Genomic DNA, 19,572 nt, shown 5'->3' on the forward strand with positions numbered 1-19,572 from the left:
AGCTGTCAGTGGTCGGTGAGAAGTGCGAAGGCACTCAACGACGACAACGACAGGTCTGCACGTCCCGAAGCCTACGTGCGCACGGGCGCCGCGGCGCTTTTGTTACGTAGCCTCACGCTACGTGACGGAGCGTCACGCGTCGACGGTGCCCCTGACGAGGGCGAGGGATGCCTCGACCGCCCGCTCGATCTGCGTCACCAGGCTGTCGCTCGCGATGCGGCCGTCGGCGTAGTCGCCGGGCCGTGCGTAGATGCCGACGGGCGCCGTCAGGGCGCGGAAGAACGCGAAGAGCGGACGCAGCTCGTGATCGATCGCGAGGGTGTGCTGATCGTTCCCGCCGCCGGCGGCGAGGATCACGGGCACGCCCTCCAGGGCGTCCTGATGCACGAGGTCGAAGAACGACTTGAACAGGCCCGTGTACGAGCCGCGGTAGATCGGCGTGCCGACCACGACGAGGTCGGAGCGTCCGAGGCGCTCGAGGGCGAGCTCGAGGGCCGCGGTGCGCTCACCGCCGGTGAGGGCCGACGCGATGTCGCGCGCGAGCGCACTGAGCTCGACGACCTCGGCATCGACATCACGCTCGCGGGCGATGCGCGAGACGATGCCCTCGAGCAGGACGGTGGTGAATCCGGGGGCGTGGAGGCTGCCGGAGACGGCGGTCACGACGAGGGTCATGGTCGGCATCCTTTCGCGGATGCCGCGGGCGAGGCCACGTCGACTGTGCGACATTACGGCCTGTTTCGCCGGCTCCGTCGCGGGTTTCGGCGTGTTTCATCCGGCCGCCAGGCGGCGTTGAAGCCCGGGCTAGCGTCGCCGTCATGTCGCAGCCGATCCCCGTCGCTCCCCACCCCGTCGCGTCGCACAACGACCACCCGGCACGTACCGCAGGGTCGCTCGCCGCCGACGACTTCAAGGCGCTCTTCCGTGGACACCCCGGCGGCGTCGCGGTCATCACCGCCGACAGCGGCACGGGGCCGGTCGCCCTCACCGCGACGTCGGTGTCTTCCGTCAGCGCCGAGCCCCCGCTGCTCGTCTTCTCGGTCTCGGAGCTCTCCTCGGCGGCGCCGGCCGTGCTCGAGGCCGACACCGTCGTCGTGCACCTGCTCGACGCCGACGACATCGACGTCGCGCGGATCGGCTCGACGAGCGGCATCGACCGCTTCGCCGACGCCGACCGATGGTCGCGTCTCGTCACGGGCGAGCCCGTCTACCACGGCGTGCGCGCGTGGGTGCGGTGCGCCGTCATCAACCGCATGGACGCCGGCGGCTCGACCGTCATCGCGGCGCACGCGCTGCAGTCCAGCATCGCGCGCGACGTCGATCCCGGGGAGCCCGGCAACGCGCTGGTCTACCACAACCGCACCTGGCACCGTCTGGGCGACCACTCGCGACTCGGCTGACACCCGCCGGCGCGCCGGGGATGCGGCATCCCTCGACCGCTACGGCACGCGGTACCCCGCGGCCCGGAACAGCTCGTACCACTCCGCGCGAGTGAGGGGGACGTCGGAGCCCTGCGCCGCGCCGGCGACACGCTGCGGGTTCGTCGTGCCGAGCACGACCTGCATGGTCGCGGGATGCCGGGTGATCCAGGCCGTCGCGATCGCGATGGGCGGCACGTCGTAGGCCTTCGCGAGGCGGTCGATCACGCCGTTGAGCTCTGCGTAGTGCGGGTTGCCCAGGAAGACGCCCGTGAAGAAGCCGGCCTGGAACGGCGACCACGCCTGGATCGTGATGCCGTGCAGGCGGCAGTAGTCGAGGATGCCGCCGCCGTCGAGCGTGAGCGACTGCTCCGTGCCCTGCATGTTCGCCGCGACGCCCTGCGCGATGATCGGCGCGTGCGTGATCGACAGCTGCAGCTGATTGGCGACGATCGGCTGGCGGACGGATGCCTTGAGCAGCTCGATCTGCCCAGGGGTGTGGTTGGAGACGCCGAACGCGCGCACCTTCCCCGCCTGCGAGAGCTCGTCGAAGGCGCGGGCGACCGCGTCGGGTTCGACGAGGGCGTCGGGGCGGTGGAGGAGCAGGATGTCGAGGTAGTCGGTGCCGAGCGCGCGCAGCGACCCGTCGACCGACTCGATGATGTGCTCGTACGAGAAGTCGAAGTACGGGCCGTCGGTCACGATGCCGCACTTCGTCTGGATCGTGACCTGCTCCCGATCGGCGGGGGAGAGCTGGAGCGCCTCGGCGAATCGGCGCTCGCACGCGTGCAGCGCCCCGCCGTACACATCGGCGTGGTCGAAGAAGTCGATGCCGGCGTCGCGGGCGCTCTTCACGAGCGTCCGGATCGCGTCGTCGTCGAGCTGCGCGATGCGCATCAGCCCGAGCACGACGTTGGGCGCAGGGCGATCGATGCCCTGGAGGGCGATGGTCTTCATGGAAGCAGGATCCTCTCTCTTGCCCTTTCACGGTAGGGAGAGGCACTCTAGAAGTCCAACGACTATATGTGATGCGATTCAGAACCGAGGGGCATTAATGGAGCAGCGTCAGCTCGAGTACTTCGTCGCTCTCGCGGAGGAGCAGCACTTCACGCGCGCGGCCGAACGCTGCCGTGTCTCGCAGTCGGGGCTGTCGGCCGCGATCCGCCGGCTCGAGTCCGAGCTCGGCACGCGGCTGTTCGAGCGGACCACGCGCTCGGTCGTGCCGACGACCGCGGGCACGGCGCTCATTCCGCATGCCCGCGAGATCCTGGCGCAGACGGCGGCGGCACGGGATGCGGTCGTGCGATCCTCACTGCAGCTCGCGGGTTCGCTGCGGGTCGGGTCGGAGCAGTGCCTCGGCTCGGTCGACGTGAATCTGCTGCTCGAGCGCTTCCACCGTCGCTATCCGGCGGTCGACATCCAGTTCATGCAGGCGGGCTCGGCGCACCTGGTCGACCTCGTGCAGGACGACGAGCTCGATGTCGCATTCGTCGGCGGCATCGAGCTGCCGCCGACGCTCCAGACGATCGAGCTCGGCCGCCGGCCCGTCGTGCTGCTGTGCCCCGTCGACCATCCGCTCGCGACGCGGTCGTCGGTGTCGCTGTCGGCGCTGACGACGAGCGACTTCGTCGACTTCCGGCCGTCGTGGGGTGTGCGGCGACTCAACGACGCAGCCTTCGCGCGTCGTGGCCTCACACGCGCGGTGCGGTGCAGCGTCGACGACGTGCACACTCTCATCGACCTCGTTCGGCGCGGGCTCGGCATCGCGCTCGTGCCCCAGCACGTCGCCCACAAGCCCGAGGCGCGTCTGCTCCCTTCGGTCGACCTGACGCCGGGGGAGTCGGCCGACTGGGTCGTGTCGGCCGTCGTGACGAGCGCCGCGAGCCTCGCGCCGCGACTGCTCGAGATCACGGAGGACCCCGCCACCGAGGAGCCGCCGCAGGCGGCGTGACCGCGGTCGCTGATCCAGCGGCGCACATGCGTCGCTGAGCCTGCTGAAGGGTCAGGCGGTGCGCAGCTCCTCGGGCTCGACGACGACGTCCACGAGTGCGCCGTTGCGCCACAGCGTCATCTCCATGCGGCGGCCGATCGCACGCTCCACCATCTGCCGCTGCACGCCCGTCACCGAGGTGATGGGCTGACCGTCGAGGGCGATCACGATGTCGCCGCGCCGGGCGCCGGCATGATCCGCGGGGCTCCCCTCGACGACCGAGGCGACCTGCATCCCCGTCTTCGCGCCGACCTTCGCGGCGACCGGCGGGGCGAGCGGGACTTGCGCCCCCGCGACACCGAGCCACGCGCGCCGTACGCGGCCCGAGGCGATGAGCGAGTCGATGATGGCACGGGTCGTCGGATTGATCGGCACGGCCAGCCCCAGTCCGATGCCCGCGACCGCGGTGTTGACGCCGACCATGCGACCGCGGCTGTCGGCGAGGACGCCGCCGCTGTTGCCGGGATTGAGTGCGGCATCCGTCTGGATCACCTCGTCGATGACCCGCCCGGCGCGCGTGGGGAGCGAACGCCCCAGCGCCGACACGATGCCCGCCGTCACGCTCCCGGCAAGACCCAGCGGGTTGCCGAGTGCGACGACGAGCTGACCGACCCGAAGGCCTGTCGCGTCGCCCCACGGCACGGGCGACGGAGTCTCACCCTCGGCGCGCAGCACCGCCAGGTCCGACAGCACGTCACTGCCGACGACGGACGCCGCGAGCTCGGAGCCGTCGGCGAAGGCGACGGAGACGCGATCGGCGCCCTCGACGACGTGCGCGCTCGTGAGGAGATGTCCGTCCCTCGAGATGACAGAGGCGCTGCCGCCGCCCGATCCGCGCGGTGTGCGCACCGTCACAGCCGCGACGGAGGGGAGCACGGATGCCGCGACCCCCGTGACCGCTCGCGAGTACGCATCGAGCACGTCGTCTTCGTCCACGGGACGATCTTCTTCCCCGACCGCATCGGCAAGGGCGGTGTTCGCGGTGGGCGCACGACCCCTCGACAGGCTGGGTGGCCCTCGACAGGCTGGGTGGCCCTCGACAGGCTCCTGGTGCGGATCAGGCGAAAGCCGGACGGTAGGGACGGAAGAACTCGCGCAGCTCGTGGACATACGCTTCGGGCTGCTCGAACGCCGCGAAGTGGCCGCCGTGGGGCGGCTCGGTGACCCGCACGAGGTTCGTCATGCGTTCGAGCCACTCGCGTGGCGGGCGCACGACGTCGCCCTGGAAGAGCGCGAATCCCGACGGGACCTCGACGCGACGCCCGTGCTGCGCAGGCGGGATGGCCGCGTTGGCCTTGTACAGCCGCATCGACGACCCGATCGTCTCGGTGAACCAGTAGATGGAGAGGTTCGTGAGGATCTCGTCCCTCGTGAAGGCGCTCTCCACCTCGCCGTGGCAGTCGCTCCATGCGTGGAGCTTCTCGACGATCCATGCGGCGAGGGCCGCCGGTGAGTCGTTGAGTCCAGCGGCCGCCGTCTGCGGTTTCGTGCGCTGGATCGCGGCGTAGGCACCCTCGGTCGCACCCCAGGCTGCGACATCCCGCATCCATTCCCGCTCCGCCGGCGTGAGGTCTGAGGGATCCCCGGGGTACACGGGGATCCCCGCGTCGGTGCGATGCACGGCGACGACCCGGCCCGGGTGGTCCAGCGCCAGGAAGCGGCTCACGTGACTGCCGACGTCGCCCCCGGCCGCTCCGAAGCGCTCGTAGCCGAGCGCCGTCATGAGCTGCGCCCACAGCCCGGCGATCGCGATGTTGTCGAGCGGCGGCCCGGGCGGGCGGTCGGAGTATCCGAAGCCCGGCGCGTCGGGCACCACGACATCGAAGGCATCGGCCGGGTCGCCGCTATGCGCGGCCGGGTCGGTGAGCAGCCCGATCACCTTCGTGTAGCGCCAGAAGGAGTCGGGCCATCCGTGGCTCAGCACGAGCGGAATGACAGGCGCCGCGGGCGCGACCGCCCGCGCGTGCACGAAATGGATGCCGAGCCCGCCGACCTCGACGCGGAAGCGCGGCAGCTCGTTGAGCGCCGCCTCCTGGGCCGACCAGTCGAACCCGTCGGCCCAGTAGGCGACGAGCCCGCGGAGGTAGTCCGGATCGGTGCCGTAGGCCCACCCGGCGGCGTCGGGCGCATCGGGCCAGCGCGTCGCGCGCAGCCGGCGACCGAGGTCGTCGACCGCATCCTGCGAAGTGTGCGAGCGGAAGGGCTCCGGTCGGGCCGTGTCATCCGTCATGCCGGACACGGTAGTCCTGCCCCCCGACGCGTGATCAGCCGCCGGCGGGCAGGGCGCGCACGCGGTTGTTGCGGGCGTTGTGCTCGAGCTCGACGAGCCCCAGCGCCTCCAGCAGCGGCGGGATGTACATGCCGAACCGGCCGCGGTAGCCCTTGCGCTGCCCATACCAGCCGCCGACGGGGTTGTCCTCCGACCGGCCCCACGCTTCGACGGTGCCGGGTGCGGCATCCTTCTGCTCATCGGCCGCCCCGAGCGGCACCCAGTCGCCTCGGCTCACGAGTTCGGCGTGCAGGTCATCGATCGCGCGCGCGAGGTAGGTGAGCCGCGTCGTGCCCACGTGGCAGACGAGCAGCGGCGGGTCGGCCTCGTCGTCGCGGTGGATCGTGTAGTCCGATGACAGCGGCGGGGTCTTGAGCCGCCACGGATCGTCGGCCGTGCCGCTTCCGGACCAGTTCTCGCCCATGGTCGTCCCCTCTCGACGCGCGAACGGGGTCAGTATGGCACCGGGCCTGGCGGCACGACAGGGCGGCAGCGCAAGGGGGTGGGCCGAATGCCCTCCCGCCGCCATCCTGGAGCCGGCAAGCGAAAGGAACAGTCATGACGTACCAGGTCGGATACTTCGTCGGCAGCCTCTCGTCGAGGTCGATCAACCGCGTGCTCTCGAAGGCGCTGATCGCCGTCGCACCCGATGATCTCGCGTTCTCGGAGATCTCGATCCGAGACCTTCCGCTCTACAGTCCCGACTACGACGAGGACTACCCGCCGCAGGCGAGGGGCCTCAAGGAGGCGATCGCCGCGTCGGATGCCGTGCTGTTCGTCACTCCGGAGTACAACCGGTCGATCCCCGGCGCGCTCAAGAACGCGATCGACTGGGCGTCGCGTCCCTACGGGAAGAACTCCTTCGATCACATCCCCGCGGCCGTCATCGGGGCCTCTCCGGGGTCGCTCGGGACGGCGCTCGCGCAGCAAAGCCTCCGGGCCGTCCTGAGCTTCTGCAACGCGCGCCAGATGACGGCGCCCGAGGCGTACGTGCAATTCGACCAGGAGGACTTCAGCGACGACGGGACGGTCGGAAGCGAGCGCACCCGGGAGTTCCTCCGCGGCTACATGGCCGAGTTCCGCGAGCACATCCAGCGGGTGCTGACGGTGCTCCCGCGCACCTGACCCCTGGTCAGGATCGTCCGAACGGCCGCGGCGGGATCACCGTCGGCAGGTCGCCTGCGCTTCCTCGCCCCGCGGTCGCCGAGCGCGCCGACGTCGGCGGGGACTCATAGGATCGCGACGTGGCGGCGTTCGACGAAGGCGATCTGATCGGCATCCGACGCGGACTGCTCTCCTACTGCTACCAGCTGCTCGGCTCGCCGTTCGACGCGGAGGATGCCGTGCAGGACGCGCTCGAGCGCATCTGGCGATCTCGCGACTCGTTCTCGCCCGAGCGCGCGAGCCTGTCGACGTGGTGCTTCCGGATCGCGCACAACGTGTGCGTCGACCGGCTGCGCGAGGCGCCACGGCGTCCGCTGCCGAGAGACCTGCACGATCCCGGAATCGAGGTCGGCGCGCCGCTCGTGCCCGCGTTCGACGTTCCCTGGCTCATGCCGGCGCCGACGGCGTGGAGCATCCCCGCCTCCGATGTCGAGCAGAGCGTAGAGCGGCGGGCCGACGTGCGCCTCGCCGTCACCGCGATGCTGCAGACGCTCTCGCCCCTGCAGCGCGGGGCGTTCGTGCTGCGTGAGGTCGTCGGCCTCTCGGCCGTGGAGACGGCAGCGGCGCTCGACACATCGGTCGCCGCCGTGAACTCGGCGCTTCAGCGCGCGCGAGCAGCGGTCCGCGACGGCACGCCCCACCCGCACGGCCTCGCGGCGTCGGCGGTCGAGCGTTACGCGCGCGCGATCGAGCAGGCCGACGTCGCGGCCCTCGCCGAGCTCGTCGCCGACGACGTCGTCTTCGAGATGCCTCCCGTGCCGCAGTGGTCGCGGGGCCGCATGCCCTTCGCCGCGTTCATGGCGCACCTGTTCGCGTGGCGCGGCACGTCGTGGTCGACGACCCCGATCTCGGCGAACGGACAGCCGGGCTTCCTGCTCTACCGCGTCACGCCCGAGGGGCGGCAGCCGCACACGCTGCAGCTCTTCCACGGCGGGGACGCGATCGACCACGTCCTCGTCTACCAGGACCCGCGCCTGTTCTCGCTCTTCGAGGAGGACTCCGCCGCGCGGCGATGAGTTTCCGGCATCCCGCTCGTATGACCTGGTGAGGCCCTTTCCGCGGGCCACGGATCAGGAGGACGACATGGGACGGTTGATCGTCGTGCAGTTCATCACGCTCGATGGAGTGGTCGAAGACCCCGACGGGAGTGACGGCGCGGCCTTCGGGGGCTGGGCGATGCGGTTCGGGCCGCAGGGGGTGGCGGGCGACAAGTTCCGGCTCGGCGACATGCTCGAAACGGGAGTGCTGCTCTTCGGACGCCGCACCTGGGAGCACTTCTCGACACTGTGGCCGCGCCGCGACGACGACTTCTCGCAGGCGATGAACCGGGCGTCGAAGGCCGTCGTGACGCACGAGGCGGTCGACCCCGATCAGTGGTCGCACTCCGAGGCGGTGACGGGTGCGCTCGAGGACTGGGTGGCCGAGACGCTCACGACGCGCGACATCGTCGTGATCGGCAGCGGCTCGGTCGTCACGCGCCTCCGCGAGGCCGACCTGGTCGACGAGTACCGCCTGCTGACATTCCCGCTCGCGACGGGCGCGGGGCGAGCGCTGTTCCCGGATGCCGCGCAGCTGACGCTCGACTCGGTCGAGCAGGTCGGACCGGGGAACCTCGCGATCTACTCGGCGCGGGTGTAGCGCTCGTAGACGACGCGCGACGCGAAGGTGCGCACCTCGACGAGGTCGAGCGCGATGTGCTGCGTGACGGGAGGGAAGTACGGCGTGCCTCCGCCGACGACGACGGGGTAGCGGAAGATGCGGAACTCGTCCACGAGTCCCTGCACGATCGCCTCGGCGGCCAGGCTCGCTCCGCCGATCTCGATGTCGGTGCCGGTCGCGGCGCGGGCCGCGGCGACTTCGTCGGCGAGGGATGCCTCGGCCAGCCGCGCGTTGCCCTCGACCGTGGCGAGCGTGCGGCTGAAGACGACCTTGGGGAGCGCAGCCCAGACGTCGGCGAACGCGATGCGCAGATCATCGACCCGCATCGCCGGGTCGGTCTCCCACGGGAGCATCGTCTCGTACAGCCGACGACCGCACAGATGGGTGCCGAGTTCGCGGACGCGGTCGAGGTGGAAGCGGAACAGCTCGTCGTCGGGGATCGTCCATTCGAACCCGCCCGCTCGGTCGGCGATGAAACCGTCGACCGAGACGCTCATCGAGAAGATCAGCATGCCGCGCTCAGCATGTTGTAGGCTCCCGCTTGAGATGGCGGAGACCGCCAAGGATTCCACGCTAGTTGACAGTGGTTTCGAGCTCAGGCTTCCTCCGGAAATGGCAGAATCCTACGGGCCGTCCCGAGCTGGTTCAAGCGTCGACATCACTCGCGGACGCGTCCTGGCCGGTCTAGTCGTGGACGCGCAGAGTGCGGACCCGAGATTCTTGGCACAGTGAGCCAAGAATTGGCCGCGGGCTTCTGTGGTACCCGGCGAACGCTTCGTGGTGCCGCCGATTGAGTCTCAATCCCAGTTGACGGCCTTGTCGAACGAGTCGCTCGCGTACCCGGTCTACTCCGGAGCTACGCGCGGTTGAACAAGCGAGAGCCGTGAGCGCACGTGTTGCGGAGATCCATCATCATGGGACAACAGCTCTCCCGCCTTCACGAGATCGGGCTTGGCGGGTCGCAGCGCCGCCGGTTGTGCGCCGGATGATCCACCACGAGTGGCGCATTCGGCAGCCCGGTGAGCTGTCGGACGTATCGGTTCGCGAACAGTCCACAGGCAACGACCGCGGAGTCCGGAGCGAGCACGGGATGATCCACACTTGTTTGGGAGGGCGTCGTGCAGGATTTGACCAGCGCGGTCGGCCTGCGGGCCGGCATTGCGACGCTCTTCGCCGGAGATCGCCGGAACGAATCGAGGCGGGCCAATTCCCTCCGCCGCGATTACGTCGAGCTCCGCACGGAGCGGATGCAGCCGACGACCCGCCGTCAGATGCAGATCGGGTCGCCGAGGTCGATGACATCGCCATCTACGGTGAAGCTCCCCTCCGCGCAGAGCAGGGTGTCTGGGCTGGGTCGCACGATGAGGTTGGTGTACGCGCCCTGGACGTCGTGTTCAGTGGCTTCTTGCCGGTCGGGTCCGTCCGGCGCTGTTTCGGGGTAGATCACGACTGTGACGGTGTTTCCGTCGCCGAGTCCGTCATAGCGGGTGATGCGCCCCCAACCAGCCCGGCATTTGTCGGACCAGATGATCTCGAGCAGGGTGTTGTCCGCGCGTGTCTGGCTGGTGGCGACGGCGGCGTCGTCCACGCACGGCGTTGCCCCGGGGTCCTCACCGGTTCTCGCCACGGCCTTCACGGTGTCCGAAGCTGGTGGTGGGAGATTCGGAGGGACGAGGGCGGCTGCGGCGGCTGAGAGCGTCACCCCGAGGGCGAAGCTGCCGACGGCGAGAAGGACCGCAGTGCGGCGCGGGACGGTCGCACGGGGCGCGGGCGCGACCGGGGGGTCGGCGTCGAGTAACGGCGTCCCGCCGCGAGCCAGCGCGTCCCGCCTGTCGTGCCAGCGGTCGACGTCGCCGCCGCAGACTCGCACGATGCCGTCGACGGTGCGCGCGGACGGCAATTGCCGGCCAGCGAACGCCTCCGACAGGACGCTGCGCGAGACGCCTGTCTCACTCTGAAGCCGAGAGTACTTGGGGTTGTCAGCCGCGAGTCGGAGCCTCCGGAGATCCGCGGCGAACTGCTTGACAGAGTCACTGGAAAGGCCCGTGCTCGGGTCGGACTCAGACACGATCGCCTCCGGTGCGCTCTGCGGACGAGGTGTCTGTTGCCGACACGACACATATATAGCACCGGTTCGACGTGCGCCCTCGACTCATTACGTGCGTGGCCGGTCCTGTCCGGCAACGGCCGAAGATGCACGATCAGACGTTGTCGGCGCACATCTCGTGGCACCGCTCGGCCATGCTGCTGTCGTAGCCCCGCCGGTGGGGCACCAGTGATGAGAGGGGCTCATTATGCGCAGTGAGAACAAGAAGATCCGCGCGATGATGGTCGGTCTGCTCGGGGTCGCGATCGCGCTGAGCGGCGTGGCGGTCGCGTCGCCCGCCGTGGCGGCGTCCACCAGCTATCAGGGCGGGGATGGCGATCCGTCCACCTGCACGAACGCGTACACCGTGAAGTCGGCGCCTATCTACGGTCAGCGAGGGGTCACGGCGGGTAAGCAGATCGGTGTGCTCGAGCTGCGTTACTCGTCCGGGTGCCGGGCCAACTGGTCGCGGGTGACCCTGTACCAGCAATCCTTCACGAGCCCGATCCTGATCCAGCAAGACCTCAACACCGAAGGACGCTGGACCACCACCAGCGACTACGGACTCTCCGTCAGGTACAACCCGGTCACCAAGTGGGGTCGATACATCAGGCTGCAGAACGTCAACAGCACGGCGTGCGTGCAGACCTGGATCTCGTCCGACTTCGGCACCCTCAACTACCACACCGTCGGCGCCAGAGTCTGCGCATAGATCGTCAGGCCACCACGAACGAGCGCCCCGTCGCAGCGATCCGGCGGGGCGCTCCCTCTCGGTGGCCGAAGAACCTCCGCCGCCCCGTTCGGAAGCCCTGAGAGGACATCCTGGACACCTGATTGATCGACCGCGAGGACGGCTGCTCCTGACTGGTCCCTGCGGCGACGTGACCGCCGGTTTCGCGGCCCCGACGACGGGCCGCGCGGGGGTTCAGCGACTTCGAAGTGTCCGCGGAGGGACTTGTCATCGATGACGACCGTTCAGTTGGCCCAATACACCGTCCTGGACGTGCTGAGCCGTCAGGTCGGCGTGCACCGCATGCAGCAAGCTCCCTCAGACCACCGGTGAAGTTCTTGTACATCGCGTTCCAGTTCCGGAATCGCTCAGGCCCCTCACGTCACTGCGCCCCAGCCCGAAGCCGTCACGCAGTCGCCTCGACCACGATGCGACGATCCTCGGCGCGCGAGCAGTCTGCTTGGGCGTCGAACACGGCCTATGGCAACAAGCTGGCAATCGCGGCGGACTACTACGGGTCGTTCCGCACGTCGTTCACGCCGGCCGGCTACTCGCTGTCCACCGCCGGCTATCTCAACGGCGCCGTGTTCAAATGCCCGTCGAGCGACAACTGCGTCTTCCCTTAATGAAGGCGCGTGTTCCCGACGTCGGTTTCCAGCAGCTCATCGCGCGGCTGGCCACCGAGGTTGACCCGTCGCTGGTGGCCACCGGGCCCAAGCCGGTGAAGCAACGCGTCACAGATGAGATCACCAACCCGGACGGCACGACCGACATCCGGCAGCGGTACCTCACCCCGACCGAGCAGCGGGAATTCGCCGAGATGAGCAACGAGTACCTCCGAGACGCGGGCGTCGATGAGGTGCCGGCGGAAGAGGACTTATTCCTCACACCCTGCGGGATGGCGTACCGGTAATGGGCACTTGCGCTGCGACGGCCACGATGAGCGCAAGTCCGCAGACTCCACCCCGATGAGCAAGCGCGGCACTCACGGCTCCGCGGAGGTCGCCGGCTCGTTAGGTGATGGACGCGCGGTAGATCGACTCGATGGACGCGTCGAGGGTCCGGTCGAATTCCTCGTCGCTCTGTTGCGCGGTGAGCCCGTCGAGCAGGGCACGGCTGAAGCTCGCGATCAGGCCGGGGTTGCGGGAAAGCCGTTTGTTCGCGGCGTCGCGGCTGTACCCGCCGGAGAGGGCCACGACGCGCGCGACGCGAGGATGGGCGATCAGGTCGCTGTAGAACCCGTCGACGGTCGGGATGGTCACCTTGACCGCGACCTTCCCCGAGCCGGCGAGCCCGTCGAGCTGGCGCAGCAGCTCCGCCTTCAGCAGTTCCTCGGCCTCGGCCTTGTCGGGCGCGTGGATGTCGACCTCGGGCTCGAGGATCGGCACGAGCCCCACGGCCAGGACGTGCTCGGCGACACGGAACTGCTGCGTCACAGCCAGCTCGATCCCGACCCTGTTCGCCGCGTGGATCACCGAACGTTCCTTCGTGCCGAAGACGCCGCGATCGGCCGCGCGGGCAAGGAGGGCGTCGAGGTCGGGGATCTCGCGCATCGTCTGCACCCCGTCGCGCGCCTCGTTCAGCCCCTGGTCGATCTTCAGGAACGGCAGGACGCCCTTCACCGCCCCCAGGTACTCGGCGACGCCGCGGCCGTCGATCTCCCGGTCGAGGGTGCCCTCGAACAGGATCGCCCCGAGGATCCGGTCGCTCGTGAACGCGGGACTGGCGATGACCCTCGTGCGGGCGGCGTGGATGAGATCGAACATCTCCAACTCGCCCGTGTACTGCGACTCGTCGATCCCGTACAGGGCAAGGGCCTTCGGGGTGCTGCCGCCACTCTGATCGAGGGCGGCGAGAAAGCCCCCCCCCCCGGTCTGGAAGCGGGTCAGCTGCTCGGAATCGGGCATCGGTGTCTCCTCAACTCAGGGGGCGGGTGGTTCAGCCCTGGCGGCCCTTGAAACGCGGGTTGAGCTTGTTGATGACGTAGACGCGGCCGCGGCGGCGCACCACCTGCGCACCGGGCTGGTTCTTCAACGACTTGAGCGAGGCACGAACCTTCATGGCAACTCCCTATGAGAATGATTATCATTAGCGACTGTACCGGTAACGAGCAGAGCGGGGAAACAACGGTGGATTCAGTAGACGTGATCGCGGTCGTCGGAGCGTGCGGGCCGGAGCGGCTGCGCTACGCGAAGCGGCTGGCGCAGCTGACGAACCGGGCGTTCTTCCCCGCGTCCCGCCTGGCCGGTTCGCCCGATCCGGCGCAGGAGGCCGCCGTGCTCGCCTCGTGGACTGACCCGGCTGCGGGAGTGGTCGTGGAGCTGCCCGCCGAGGTTGTGGCGACCGAGCTGATCGGCGCGTTCACCGACCAGGAGGAGCGCACCCGGCTGATCGGCCTGGTCTGCGTCGTCGACGCTGTGCATCTGCTCGATGACCTGCACCGCGACGGCTACCTGCCATTGCGCGACGCGGCCAGCGGGATCGCGGCGCCGATGACCGCGCGGGCGCTGCTGACCATCATGCAGATCGAGTACGCCTCCACAATCGTCTTCGTGAGCTGGGAGCAGCTACCCACGGCCGAGCTGGCAACGATCATGGCACTGGTCAGCCACCTCAGCCCGTTCGCCCGGCTGCGGATGCACCGGCGCACGACCGAGCACGTCCAGGCGACCGACCCATACACGCCGGGTCAGTCCCGCCCCGGCTGGGTGAGCCTGCTCAACGGGGACTTCGACCCGCACATGACCGACCCACAGGTCAGCGCGTTCCGGTACGAGCAGGTCCGCCCGCTGCATCCGGGGCGGCTCATGGCGGTGCTCGACCGGATCGAGGACGGGGAGTTCGGCGTCCTGGTGCGCTCGGCCGGGTTCTGCCGGCTCGCGACTCGCCCGCAGGTCGCCGCACAGTGGGAGCACGTCGGCCAGATGTTCTCGCTGAACCCGCTCGGCGACGACGACCGACTGGCGAATGACGAGGAGCTGCTGGCGGTCGGGCAGGATCTCGCGCTCATCGGCCTCCGCCTCGACCCCGACCGGCTCGCCGCGGCCCTGGACGACGCCGCCCTCACTGATCCCGAACTGGCGGCGGGGCCGACCGCGTGGGCAGGGTTCGCCGATCCGTTCCCGGTCTGGCAGACGGCCACTGACCGGGCCGATTGAGCCGACATGACGAAGGGGACGCGCCGCCGAAGCGGAGCGTCCCCTTCGCGGGCGAGTTGCGATCAGTGCTCGTCGTAGTGGTCGCCGTGGACGGCGTGCTTGTGCCCGTCATGCACGTAGTCGACGTGATCGCCGTGCTCGACGACCTCGTGCCCACAGCCCTGGCCGTGCGCGTGCTCAGCCGAGGTGTGCTCGGCGACCGATTCGTGCTCGTCGTAGTGGTCACCGTGCTCGGCGTGCCGGTGCGTGCCGTGCAGGTAATCGACGTGATCGCCGTGCTGCACCGCTTCGTGGCCGCAGTCCGTGCCGTGCGTGTGCTCCGCAAGGCTGTGCTCCGCATGAGTGTCGGTGAGGGTCATGTTCTCTGTTCCTTCTGTGATGAATCCGCAACCTCGTGGGCCGCGGCGGGCTCGAGGACGTGCGCGAGCGCGTCGGCGATGACATGCGACACATGCACGTCGGCCAGCTCATACGTGACCTCCTTGCCGCTGCGCGTCGCGGCCACCAGGCCCGACTGCCGCAGCGCGCGGAGGTGCTGGGAAACCAGCGGCTGCGACATCCCGGTTATCTCGGCCAGCGCACCTACCGTTCTCGGCTGCTCGCCGACGAGCCGCAGCAGCCAGAGCCTCGACTCGTTGCCGAGCACCTTGAACAGCTGCGCCGCATCGGCAAGCCCTGGTTCCCCGCGCACGTCCCCATCCCATCACACGCATAAACAGATTGCAATATGACTATACTTATTGAGAGGCGTTCTCGCACCTCGCGATCGAAGGGAGACCGGACCATGCCCCGAGCCAGACTCGGCGACCAGCGCAACACGGTTCAGAAGGAGGCCATCACCGCGGCCCTCGCGCAGTCGCCCGGATTCGTCTCCGCCCAAGACCTCCACCAGCGACTCAATGACGACGGCAACCCGGTGGGCCTTGCCACCGTCTACCGGCGGCTGAACGCCCTGGTCGACGCTGGCGAGGCCGACACGATCCCCGTGCCCGGCGGGCAACTGTTCCGCGCCTGCCGGCCCGGCGGCCACCATCACCATCTCGTGTGCGAGGACTGCGGCAACGCCGTGGAGATCGACCCGCCGAGCGAGGACTGGCTCCAGGACGCGGCGCAACGTAACGGCTACACGATCACCCGCCACCTGCTCGAGGCATTCGGCCGCTGCGCCGATTGTACGGCCGCCTGACGGGGCCGGTCAGGGCTCGACGCTGACGTCCTCCCTCATGCCAGGCCCAGCTGCGGAAGGGCGGATGGGCCAGGCCGACGACGGCCACGACCGCCATGATCGCGGTGCTGGCGGTCGGGGCGATGACAGAGGTCAGGCGGGTGGTCGCAGCGAGTGGCTCGGTGATGATGTGGGTGAACCCGAGCGCGGTGGACATGCCGAACCCCGCGAGCAGGAACGGCCACACGCGCGAGTCGGACGGGCCAACCCGGGCACTCACCGAAGGGTCGCGTAGTGGTTCGCTGCCTCAGCGACCCGGTTGTTGTACTCGACGGAGGCGTTGTAGGCGCCGATCGCGGCGATCCAGTTCGCCGATACGGTCAGGTCGCCGCCGACGTCGCACAGGTGCATCGCCGCGGCAAGAGCCGCGTCGTCGATCTGATTGACGTCGGTCTTGCCGTCCCGGTTGCCGTCCTGGGCGGTGAGCTCCCAGGTGGACGGTATGAACTGCATTGGGCCGACGGCGCGGTCCCACGCACTATCGCCGTCGAGTCGGCCTTGGTCGGTGTCGGGCACCGCGTTCGCCCCGTTGCCGTCCAGCGGGATGCCGATGATCGCCGGGGTAACCGTGCCGGCGGGGCGGAGGGTCGCGCCGTTCATGCTGCCGTGTTCGGACTCGACGAAGCCGATAGCGGCGAGGGTGTTCCAGCCGATGCCGCAGCCGGGGTGCGTCTCGGTGACCGCGAGGGCGGCGCCGGCGTAGGCGGCCAGCGCCCGCTCGGGGATGCTCCCGGCCTTCCCGATCCGGGCCACCCAGGCGGGGTCGGCCAGTTCGGATACCGGCCGGTCCACGGCCGCGAGGCTGCCGGGCACGGTCGCCGCGGGTGTGGGCTGCACGCCGATTGGGGTGCGGCTCGGCGTCGGGATCGGTGTCGGTGTCGGTGTCGTGACGGTTGTGGCCTGGTCGGCGGGCGGCGGGGTGAGTGCCGCCGCCGCGAGCGCGCCCACGCCGAGCACGGCCAGGATGATCGTCGCGACCGGCAGCGCCCACCGCCGCCAGAACGTCGGCCGGCTCGCCCCGGCCCTAGTCTCGGCAGCGGTCGGGGCCTGGATCATCGCGCTGAAGGAATCGCGCGGTTCGGGGGTCGGGTCGGTCATGACAGGGCTCCGGTGTTCACGGGTTCGGGGGCGGTCTCGGCGTCGAGCTCGGCGGTGTCTGACTGCTCGGCCACGCTGGGGCGTCGGCGGCGCCAGGTCTTCGCGATGAGCCCGGTGCGGGGGGCGAAGAACCAGGCGAGCAGGAACGCGGCGGTCAGGACGAGGACGATGGTGCCGCCGGTCGGGAAGTCCCAAGACCACGAGATGTAGAGTCCGATCAGGGCGGCGGCGCCGCCGATGATCGGGGCGAGCAGCATCATGATCCCGAGCCGATCGGTGAGCAGCCTGGCGGTCGCGGCCGGCGTGATGAGCAGCGCGAGGACGAGGATGTTCCCGATGGTCTGCACGCTGATGACGACGGCGAGGGTGACCAGGACGTAGAGCACGAGGTCGAGCCAGAACACCTTGACGCCCATCGCGCGGGCGGACTCCCGGTCGAGGGAGATGGTGACGAACTCCTTGTGCAGGGCGAAGATCACCGCGAGCACGAGCACCCCGGTCCCGCCGACGACGTACAGGTCGGTGTCGGGGATGCCGGTGATGGAGCCGAACAGAAACTGCTGCAGGGAGCCGGCGTAGCCGGGGGCTTGGGAGATGACGACGATGCCGAGGGCGAACGCGGCGACGAAGAACACTCCGATGATTGAGTCCTCCTTCAGCCGCCGGTTCTGGGAGAACACGGCGACGAGGACCGCGGTGAGGATGCCGGCGATCGTGCCGCCGATCACGAGGTTCCCGCCGACGACGAACGCGACGGCCAGGCCGGGGAACACGGCGTGGGCGACGGCATCGCCGATGAAGGCCATGCCGCGCAGCACGACGAAGGTGCCGACGACGCCGCAGACGATGGACGACATGACCGCGACGGCGAGGGCCTTCGGGAGGAACGCGAGGTCGGGGTTGAGCAGGTCGGTGAGGAAGTCGATCGGGTTCACGGGGGTCACGCGGCTTTCAGGATGCGCAGCAGGGCGGAGTCGGGGCCGACGCCGAACGTCGCCATCCACAGGGCGGGGTCGGCGGCGAGCTGGGCGGGCGTGCCGGTGGCGATGATGGTGCGGTTCAGCAGCGCGATCCGGTCGCAGCCATCCAACGCCGAGAGCAGGTCGTGGGTGGTCATCAGCACCGCCCGGCCCTCGCGGGCAAGATCCGCGAACAGGGCCGACAGCAGCTCCTGAGTCGGCATGTCGAGGCCGGTGAACGGCTCGTCCAGCAGCAGCACCGCGGGTTGCGCCGCCAGCGCGCGGGCGACCAGCACGCGCTGGCGCTGCCCGCCGGAGAGCTGCCCGACGGGACGATCGGCGAGGTCGCTCATCCGCACCCGGTCGAGGGCGTCGGCAACCGCCTCCCACTGAGCGGCGCCAGGGCGGCGGAGCAGGCCAAGCCTGCCGGTCAGCCCGGTCATGACGACGTTCGCGACGGAGATCGGGAACTCCCACGCGAACTCGTGCCGCTGCGGGACGTACCCGATCGGGGTGCGACCCGGCTTGGAGGTCCGGCCTTCCACGAGCACCCGGCCAGTGGCCGGGGCGAGCAGGCCGAGGATCGTGCGCAGCAGGGTCGTCTTACCGGCCCCGTTCGGGCCGATCAGCCCGACCAGCTCGCCCCGGTCGACGGTCAGGTCGGTGCCGGTGAGCACGAGCCGGCCGCCGAGCTCGACGGACACGTTCTCGACCTGGAGCGCCGCGTTCATCGGGCATCCTCGGAGATCAAGTCAGGGTCGCGGTCGTTGTCCTGGGCGGCGCGGGCGGCGAGGGCACGTTGCTTGGCGCGGTTGCCGCGCACGATCACGACGACCACGCCGACGATCAGGGCGGCGGCGACCATGCCGATCGCGGCGATCAGGATGGGCACGAGCGGGTCGCCGGCCGGCTCCGGCTCCGCGGTCGCCGGGCCGTCCAGCGTCGTGCCCTCCGCGTCTTCCGCCTCGCCGGGTGCCGGGGCGGCGGCGCCGTCCCAGGTCGCGGCGATCGCGTCGGCCGGGGCGGTCGCGGTGCCGACGGCGAAGCGGATGACCTGGGTGTCGGTGACGGTGGAGCCGTCCCGAAGGTCGGCGGTCGCCTCGAGCTGGAGCAGGTAGACGCCGGGCTCGGTGAAGACCCAGTTCGCGTGCGTGTGCGTGTTCACGTCGACCCAGATCGGCTGCGCGTCGAGGACGCGGGAGTCCCACAGCAGCTGCGGCTCCCCGAACGACCCGGACTGCAGGTAGGTCGTCACGACGCCCGGCCCCTGCGCGCCGACGAGGGACAGGGTGACGCCGCGGTCGATGCTCTGCATGACCTCGGGGTCCTGCGTGTTCCAGCCCAGCCACACGACCTCGGGGTTCTGCGTCTGCGGCACGACCCACACCGGCTCGCCGGGGTCGGCGCCGACGAAGGCATAGGCCGGATCGTCCGGGACGGCCAGCTGCGCCTGGTCGAGGACGTGAAAGACGGTCTCGTCGGGGTAGCGCCACACGCTCGTCGCGTTCGCGTCGGCCTTGGCGACGTCATCGTGGATCAGGAACGTCCACTGCCCGGCGACGAACTTCGGCCCCATGTCGACGTGCCCGGCCTCCAGCGTCCGCTCGCCGTGGACGACCGCGAGGTTCGCGTCGAGGGCCTGATCGAGGTTCGGGTCGTCGTCACCGGCCTCGGCGAACGCGGCGGCCGGCGCGGCCAGCAAGGCGAGGGCGATGGCGGCCAGTGCCGTCAGAGCGGAGGCGGCGCGCACGGCGGCGGCGGCTCGCCTGCGGGGTCGGGTGAGGGTCGTCATCGGAGCTGCTTCCTCGTCGGTTCG

Annotated in this window: 25 protein-coding genes; 10 read left to right on the top strand and 15 right to left on the bottom strand. The window is 69.8% G+C overall.

Translation table 11 applies throughout. The annotated features are described in order from the left end of the window. Positions 1 to 132 precede the first annotated feature (132 nt). Positions 133 to 675, bottom strand: coding sequence for an NAD(P)H-dependent oxidoreductase (locus ACH3VR_RS20780; RefSeq protein ID WP_397558241.1), 543 nt, complete (start codon positions 673 to 675; stop codon positions 133 to 135). A gap of 143 nt (positions 676 to 818) precedes the next feature. Here ACH3VR_RS20780 and ACH3VR_RS20785 point away from each other — a divergent pair, with 143 nt between their 5' ends. Continuing rightward, the gene (locus ACH3VR_RS20785) at positions 819 to 1,400 is read left to right on the top strand and encodes a flavin reductase family protein (protein WP_397558242.1); all 582 of its coding nucleotides are present in this window, start codon (positions 819 to 821) and stop codon (positions 1,398 to 1,400) included. Positions 1,401 to 1,439: 39 nt separating this feature from the next. Here ACH3VR_RS20785 and ACH3VR_RS20790 read toward each other — a convergent pair whose 3' ends face one another. Further along, on the bottom strand, positions 1,440 to 2,375 hold the full coding sequence (locus ACH3VR_RS20790; protein WP_397558243.1) for an aldo/keto reductase: 936 nt from the start codon (positions 2,373 to 2,375) through the stop codon (positions 1,440 to 1,442). Positions 2,376 to 2,472: 97 nt separating this feature from the next. On the opposite strand from ACH3VR_RS20790, the gene ACH3VR_RS20795 reads away from it, so the two are divergent. Further along, positions 2,473 to 3,369, top strand: coding sequence for a LysR family transcriptional regulator (locus tag ACH3VR_RS20795; RefSeq protein WP_397558244.1), 897 nt, complete (start codon positions 2,473 to 2,475; stop codon positions 3,367 to 3,369). Between the two features lie 51 nt (positions 3,370 to 3,420). On the opposite strand, the gene ACH3VR_RS20800 is transcribed toward ACH3VR_RS20795, so the two are convergent. The 3 genes from ACH3VR_RS20800 to ACH3VR_RS20810 form a co-directional block, all read right to left on the bottom strand. Beyond that, positions 3,421 to 4,344, bottom strand: coding sequence for a S1C family serine protease (locus tag ACH3VR_RS20800; RefSeq protein ID WP_397558245.1), 924 nt, complete (start codon positions 4,342 to 4,344; stop codon positions 3,421 to 3,423). Positions 4,345 to 4,465: 121 nt separating this feature from the next. Further along, positions 4,466 to 5,638, bottom strand: coding sequence for an epoxide hydrolase family protein (locus ACH3VR_RS20805; protein ID WP_397558246.1), 1,173 nt, complete (start codon positions 5,636 to 5,638; stop codon positions 4,466 to 4,468). Between the two features lie 34 nt (positions 5,639 to 5,672). Next, entirely contained in the window at positions 5,673 to 6,101 is a 429-nt protein-coding gene (locus tag ACH3VR_RS20810; RefSeq protein ID WP_397558247.1) for a DUF6855 family protein, read from the bottom strand. Between the two features lie 134 nt (positions 6,102 to 6,235). Here ACH3VR_RS20810 and ACH3VR_RS20815 point away from each other — a divergent pair, with 134 nt between their 5' ends. The 3 genes from ACH3VR_RS20815 to ACH3VR_RS20825 all read left to right on the top strand — a co-directional run bounded on the left by ACH3VR_RS20815 (position 6,236) and on the right by ACH3VR_RS20825 (position 8,479). Beyond that, complete coding sequence (locus ACH3VR_RS20815; RefSeq protein WP_397558248.1) at positions 6,236 to 6,802, top strand: NADPH-dependent FMN reductase; 567 nt, start codon at positions 6,236 to 6,238, stop codon at positions 6,800 to 6,802. A gap of 119 nt (positions 6,803 to 6,921) precedes the next feature. After that, positions 6,922 to 7,857, top strand: a complete 936-nt coding sequence (locus ACH3VR_RS20820) for an RNA polymerase subunit sigma-70 (RefSeq protein WP_397558249.1) — start codon at positions 6,922 to 6,924, stop codon at positions 7,855 to 7,857. Positions 7,858 to 7,924: 67 nt separating this feature from the next. Next, positions 7,925 to 8,479: a dihydrofolate reductase family protein gene (locus tag ACH3VR_RS20825; RefSeq protein WP_397558250.1), complete on the top strand. Its 555-nt coding sequence runs from the start codon at positions 7,925 to 7,927 to the stop codon at positions 8,477 to 8,479. On the opposite strand, the gene ACH3VR_RS20830 is transcribed toward ACH3VR_RS20825, so the two are convergent. Beyond that, on the bottom strand, positions 8,461 to 9,012 hold the full coding sequence (locus ACH3VR_RS20830; RefSeq protein ID WP_397558251.1) for a dihydrofolate reductase family protein: 552 nt from the start codon (positions 9,010 to 9,012) through the stop codon (positions 8,461 to 8,463). The genes ACH3VR_RS20825 and ACH3VR_RS20830 overlap by 19 nt on opposite strands. Positions 9,013 to 9,767: 755 nt before the next feature. After that, positions 9,768 to 10,568: a DUF2690 domain-containing protein gene (locus ACH3VR_RS20835; protein WP_397558252.1), complete on the bottom strand. Its 801-nt coding sequence runs from the start codon at positions 10,566 to 10,568 to the stop codon at positions 9,768 to 9,770. Positions 10,569 to 10,794: 226 nt separating this feature from the next. Between ACH3VR_RS20835 and ACH3VR_RS20840 the strand changes: the two genes are divergently transcribed. The 3 genes from ACH3VR_RS20840 to ACH3VR_RS20850 all read left to right on the top strand — a co-directional run bounded on the left by ACH3VR_RS20840 (position 10,795) and on the right by ACH3VR_RS20850 (position 12,229). Beyond that, positions 10,795 to 11,298, top strand: coding sequence for a DUF2690 domain-containing protein (locus ACH3VR_RS20840; RefSeq protein ID WP_397558253.1), 504 nt, complete (start codon positions 10,795 to 10,797; stop codon positions 11,296 to 11,298). Between the two features lie 446 nt (positions 11,299 to 11,744). Then, positions 11,745 to 11,942, top strand: a complete 198-nt coding sequence (locus ACH3VR_RS20845) for a hypothetical protein (RefSeq protein WP_397558254.1) — start codon at positions 11,745 to 11,747, stop codon at positions 11,940 to 11,942. After that, positions 11,942 to 12,229: a DUF5956 family protein gene (locus ACH3VR_RS20850; RefSeq protein ID WP_397558255.1), complete on the top strand. Its 288-nt coding sequence runs from the start codon at positions 11,942 to 11,944 to the stop codon at positions 12,227 to 12,229. The genes ACH3VR_RS20845 and ACH3VR_RS20850 overlap by 1 nt, the downstream gene beginning before the upstream one ends. Before the next feature lie 100 nt (positions 12,230 to 12,329). Here the strand turns inward: ACH3VR_RS20850 and ACH3VR_RS20855 are convergent, their stop codons facing one another. Further along, positions 12,330 to 13,223 carry a fructose bisphosphate aldolase gene (locus ACH3VR_RS20855; RefSeq protein WP_397558256.1) on the bottom strand — a complete coding sequence of 298 codons (894 nt, stop codon included), beginning with the start codon at positions 13,221 to 13,223 and terminating at the stop codon, positions 12,330 to 12,332. A gap of 31 nt (positions 13,224 to 13,254) precedes the next feature. After that, positions 13,255 to 13,377, bottom strand: a complete 123-nt coding sequence (ykgO, locus tag ACH3VR_RS20860; RefSeq protein ID WP_067949122.1) for a type B 50S ribosomal protein L36 — start codon at positions 13,375 to 13,377, stop codon at positions 13,255 to 13,257. Between the two features lie 254 nt (positions 13,378 to 13,631). On the opposite strand from ykgO, the gene ACH3VR_RS20865 reads away from it, so the two are divergent. Continuing rightward, entirely contained in the window at positions 13,632 to 14,474 is an 843-nt protein-coding gene (locus tag ACH3VR_RS20865) for a GTP-binding protein (protein ID WP_397558257.1), read from the top strand. A gap of 62 nt (positions 14,475 to 14,536) precedes the next feature. On the opposite strand, the gene ACH3VR_RS20870 is transcribed toward ACH3VR_RS20865, so the two are convergent. Both ACH3VR_RS20870 and ACH3VR_RS20875 read right to left on the bottom strand, forming a co-directional pair. Further along, a complete protein-coding gene (locus ACH3VR_RS20870; protein ID WP_397558258.1) occupies positions 14,537 to 14,833 on the bottom strand; it encodes a hypothetical protein in 297 nt (98 codons plus the stop codon). Next, positions 14,830 to 15,165, bottom strand: coding sequence for an ArsR/SmtB family transcription factor (locus tag ACH3VR_RS20875; RefSeq protein ID WP_397558259.1), 336 nt, complete (start codon positions 15,163 to 15,165; stop codon positions 14,830 to 14,832). Before ACH3VR_RS20875 ends, ACH3VR_RS20870 begins: the two co-directional genes overlap by 4 nt. 93 nt (positions 15,166 to 15,258) lie before the next feature. Here ACH3VR_RS20875 and ACH3VR_RS20880 point away from each other — a divergent pair, with 93 nt between their 5' ends. Then, positions 15,259 to 15,660, top strand: coding sequence for a Fur family transcriptional regulator (locus ACH3VR_RS20880; RefSeq protein WP_397558260.1), 402 nt, complete (start codon positions 15,259 to 15,261; stop codon positions 15,658 to 15,660). Positions 15,661 to 15,915: 255 nt separating this feature from the next. Here the strand turns inward: ACH3VR_RS20880 and ACH3VR_RS20885 are convergent, their stop codons facing one another. From ACH3VR_RS20885 to ACH3VR_RS20900, 4 genes are read right to left on the bottom strand one after another with little or no spacing between them, the layout of a single operon-like run. After that, positions 15,916 to 16,797 carry a lytic transglycosylase domain-containing protein gene (locus ACH3VR_RS20885; RefSeq protein ID WP_397558261.1) on the bottom strand — a complete coding sequence of 294 codons (882 nt, stop codon included), beginning with the start codon at positions 16,795 to 16,797 and terminating at the stop codon, positions 15,916 to 15,918. Then, on the bottom strand, positions 16,794 to 17,732 hold the full coding sequence (locus ACH3VR_RS20890) for an anchored repeat-type ABC transporter permease subunit (protein WP_397558270.1): 939 nt from the start codon (positions 17,730 to 17,732) through the stop codon (positions 16,794 to 16,796). Before ACH3VR_RS20890 ends, ACH3VR_RS20885 begins: the two co-directional genes overlap by 4 nt. Positions 17,733 to 17,737: 5 nt before the next feature. Further along, positions 17,738 to 18,487: an anchored repeat-type ABC transporter ATP-binding subunit gene (locus ACH3VR_RS20895; RefSeq protein ID WP_397558262.1), complete on the bottom strand. Its 750-nt coding sequence runs from the start codon at positions 18,485 to 18,487 to the stop codon at positions 17,738 to 17,740. Next, positions 18,484 to 19,548, bottom strand: a complete 1,065-nt coding sequence (locus ACH3VR_RS20900) for a choice-of-anchor M domain-containing protein (protein ID WP_397558263.1) — start codon at positions 19,546 to 19,548, stop codon at positions 18,484 to 18,486. The genes ACH3VR_RS20895 and ACH3VR_RS20900 overlap by 4 nt, the downstream gene beginning before the upstream one ends. Between the last annotated feature and the right edge of the window lie 24 nt (positions 19,549 to 19,572).

It is taken from the genome of Microbacterium alkaliflavum (assembly GCF_044325405.1).
Lineage (GTDB): Bacteria > Actinomycetota > Actinomycetes > Actinomycetales > Microbacteriaceae > Microbacterium > Microbacterium alkaliflavum.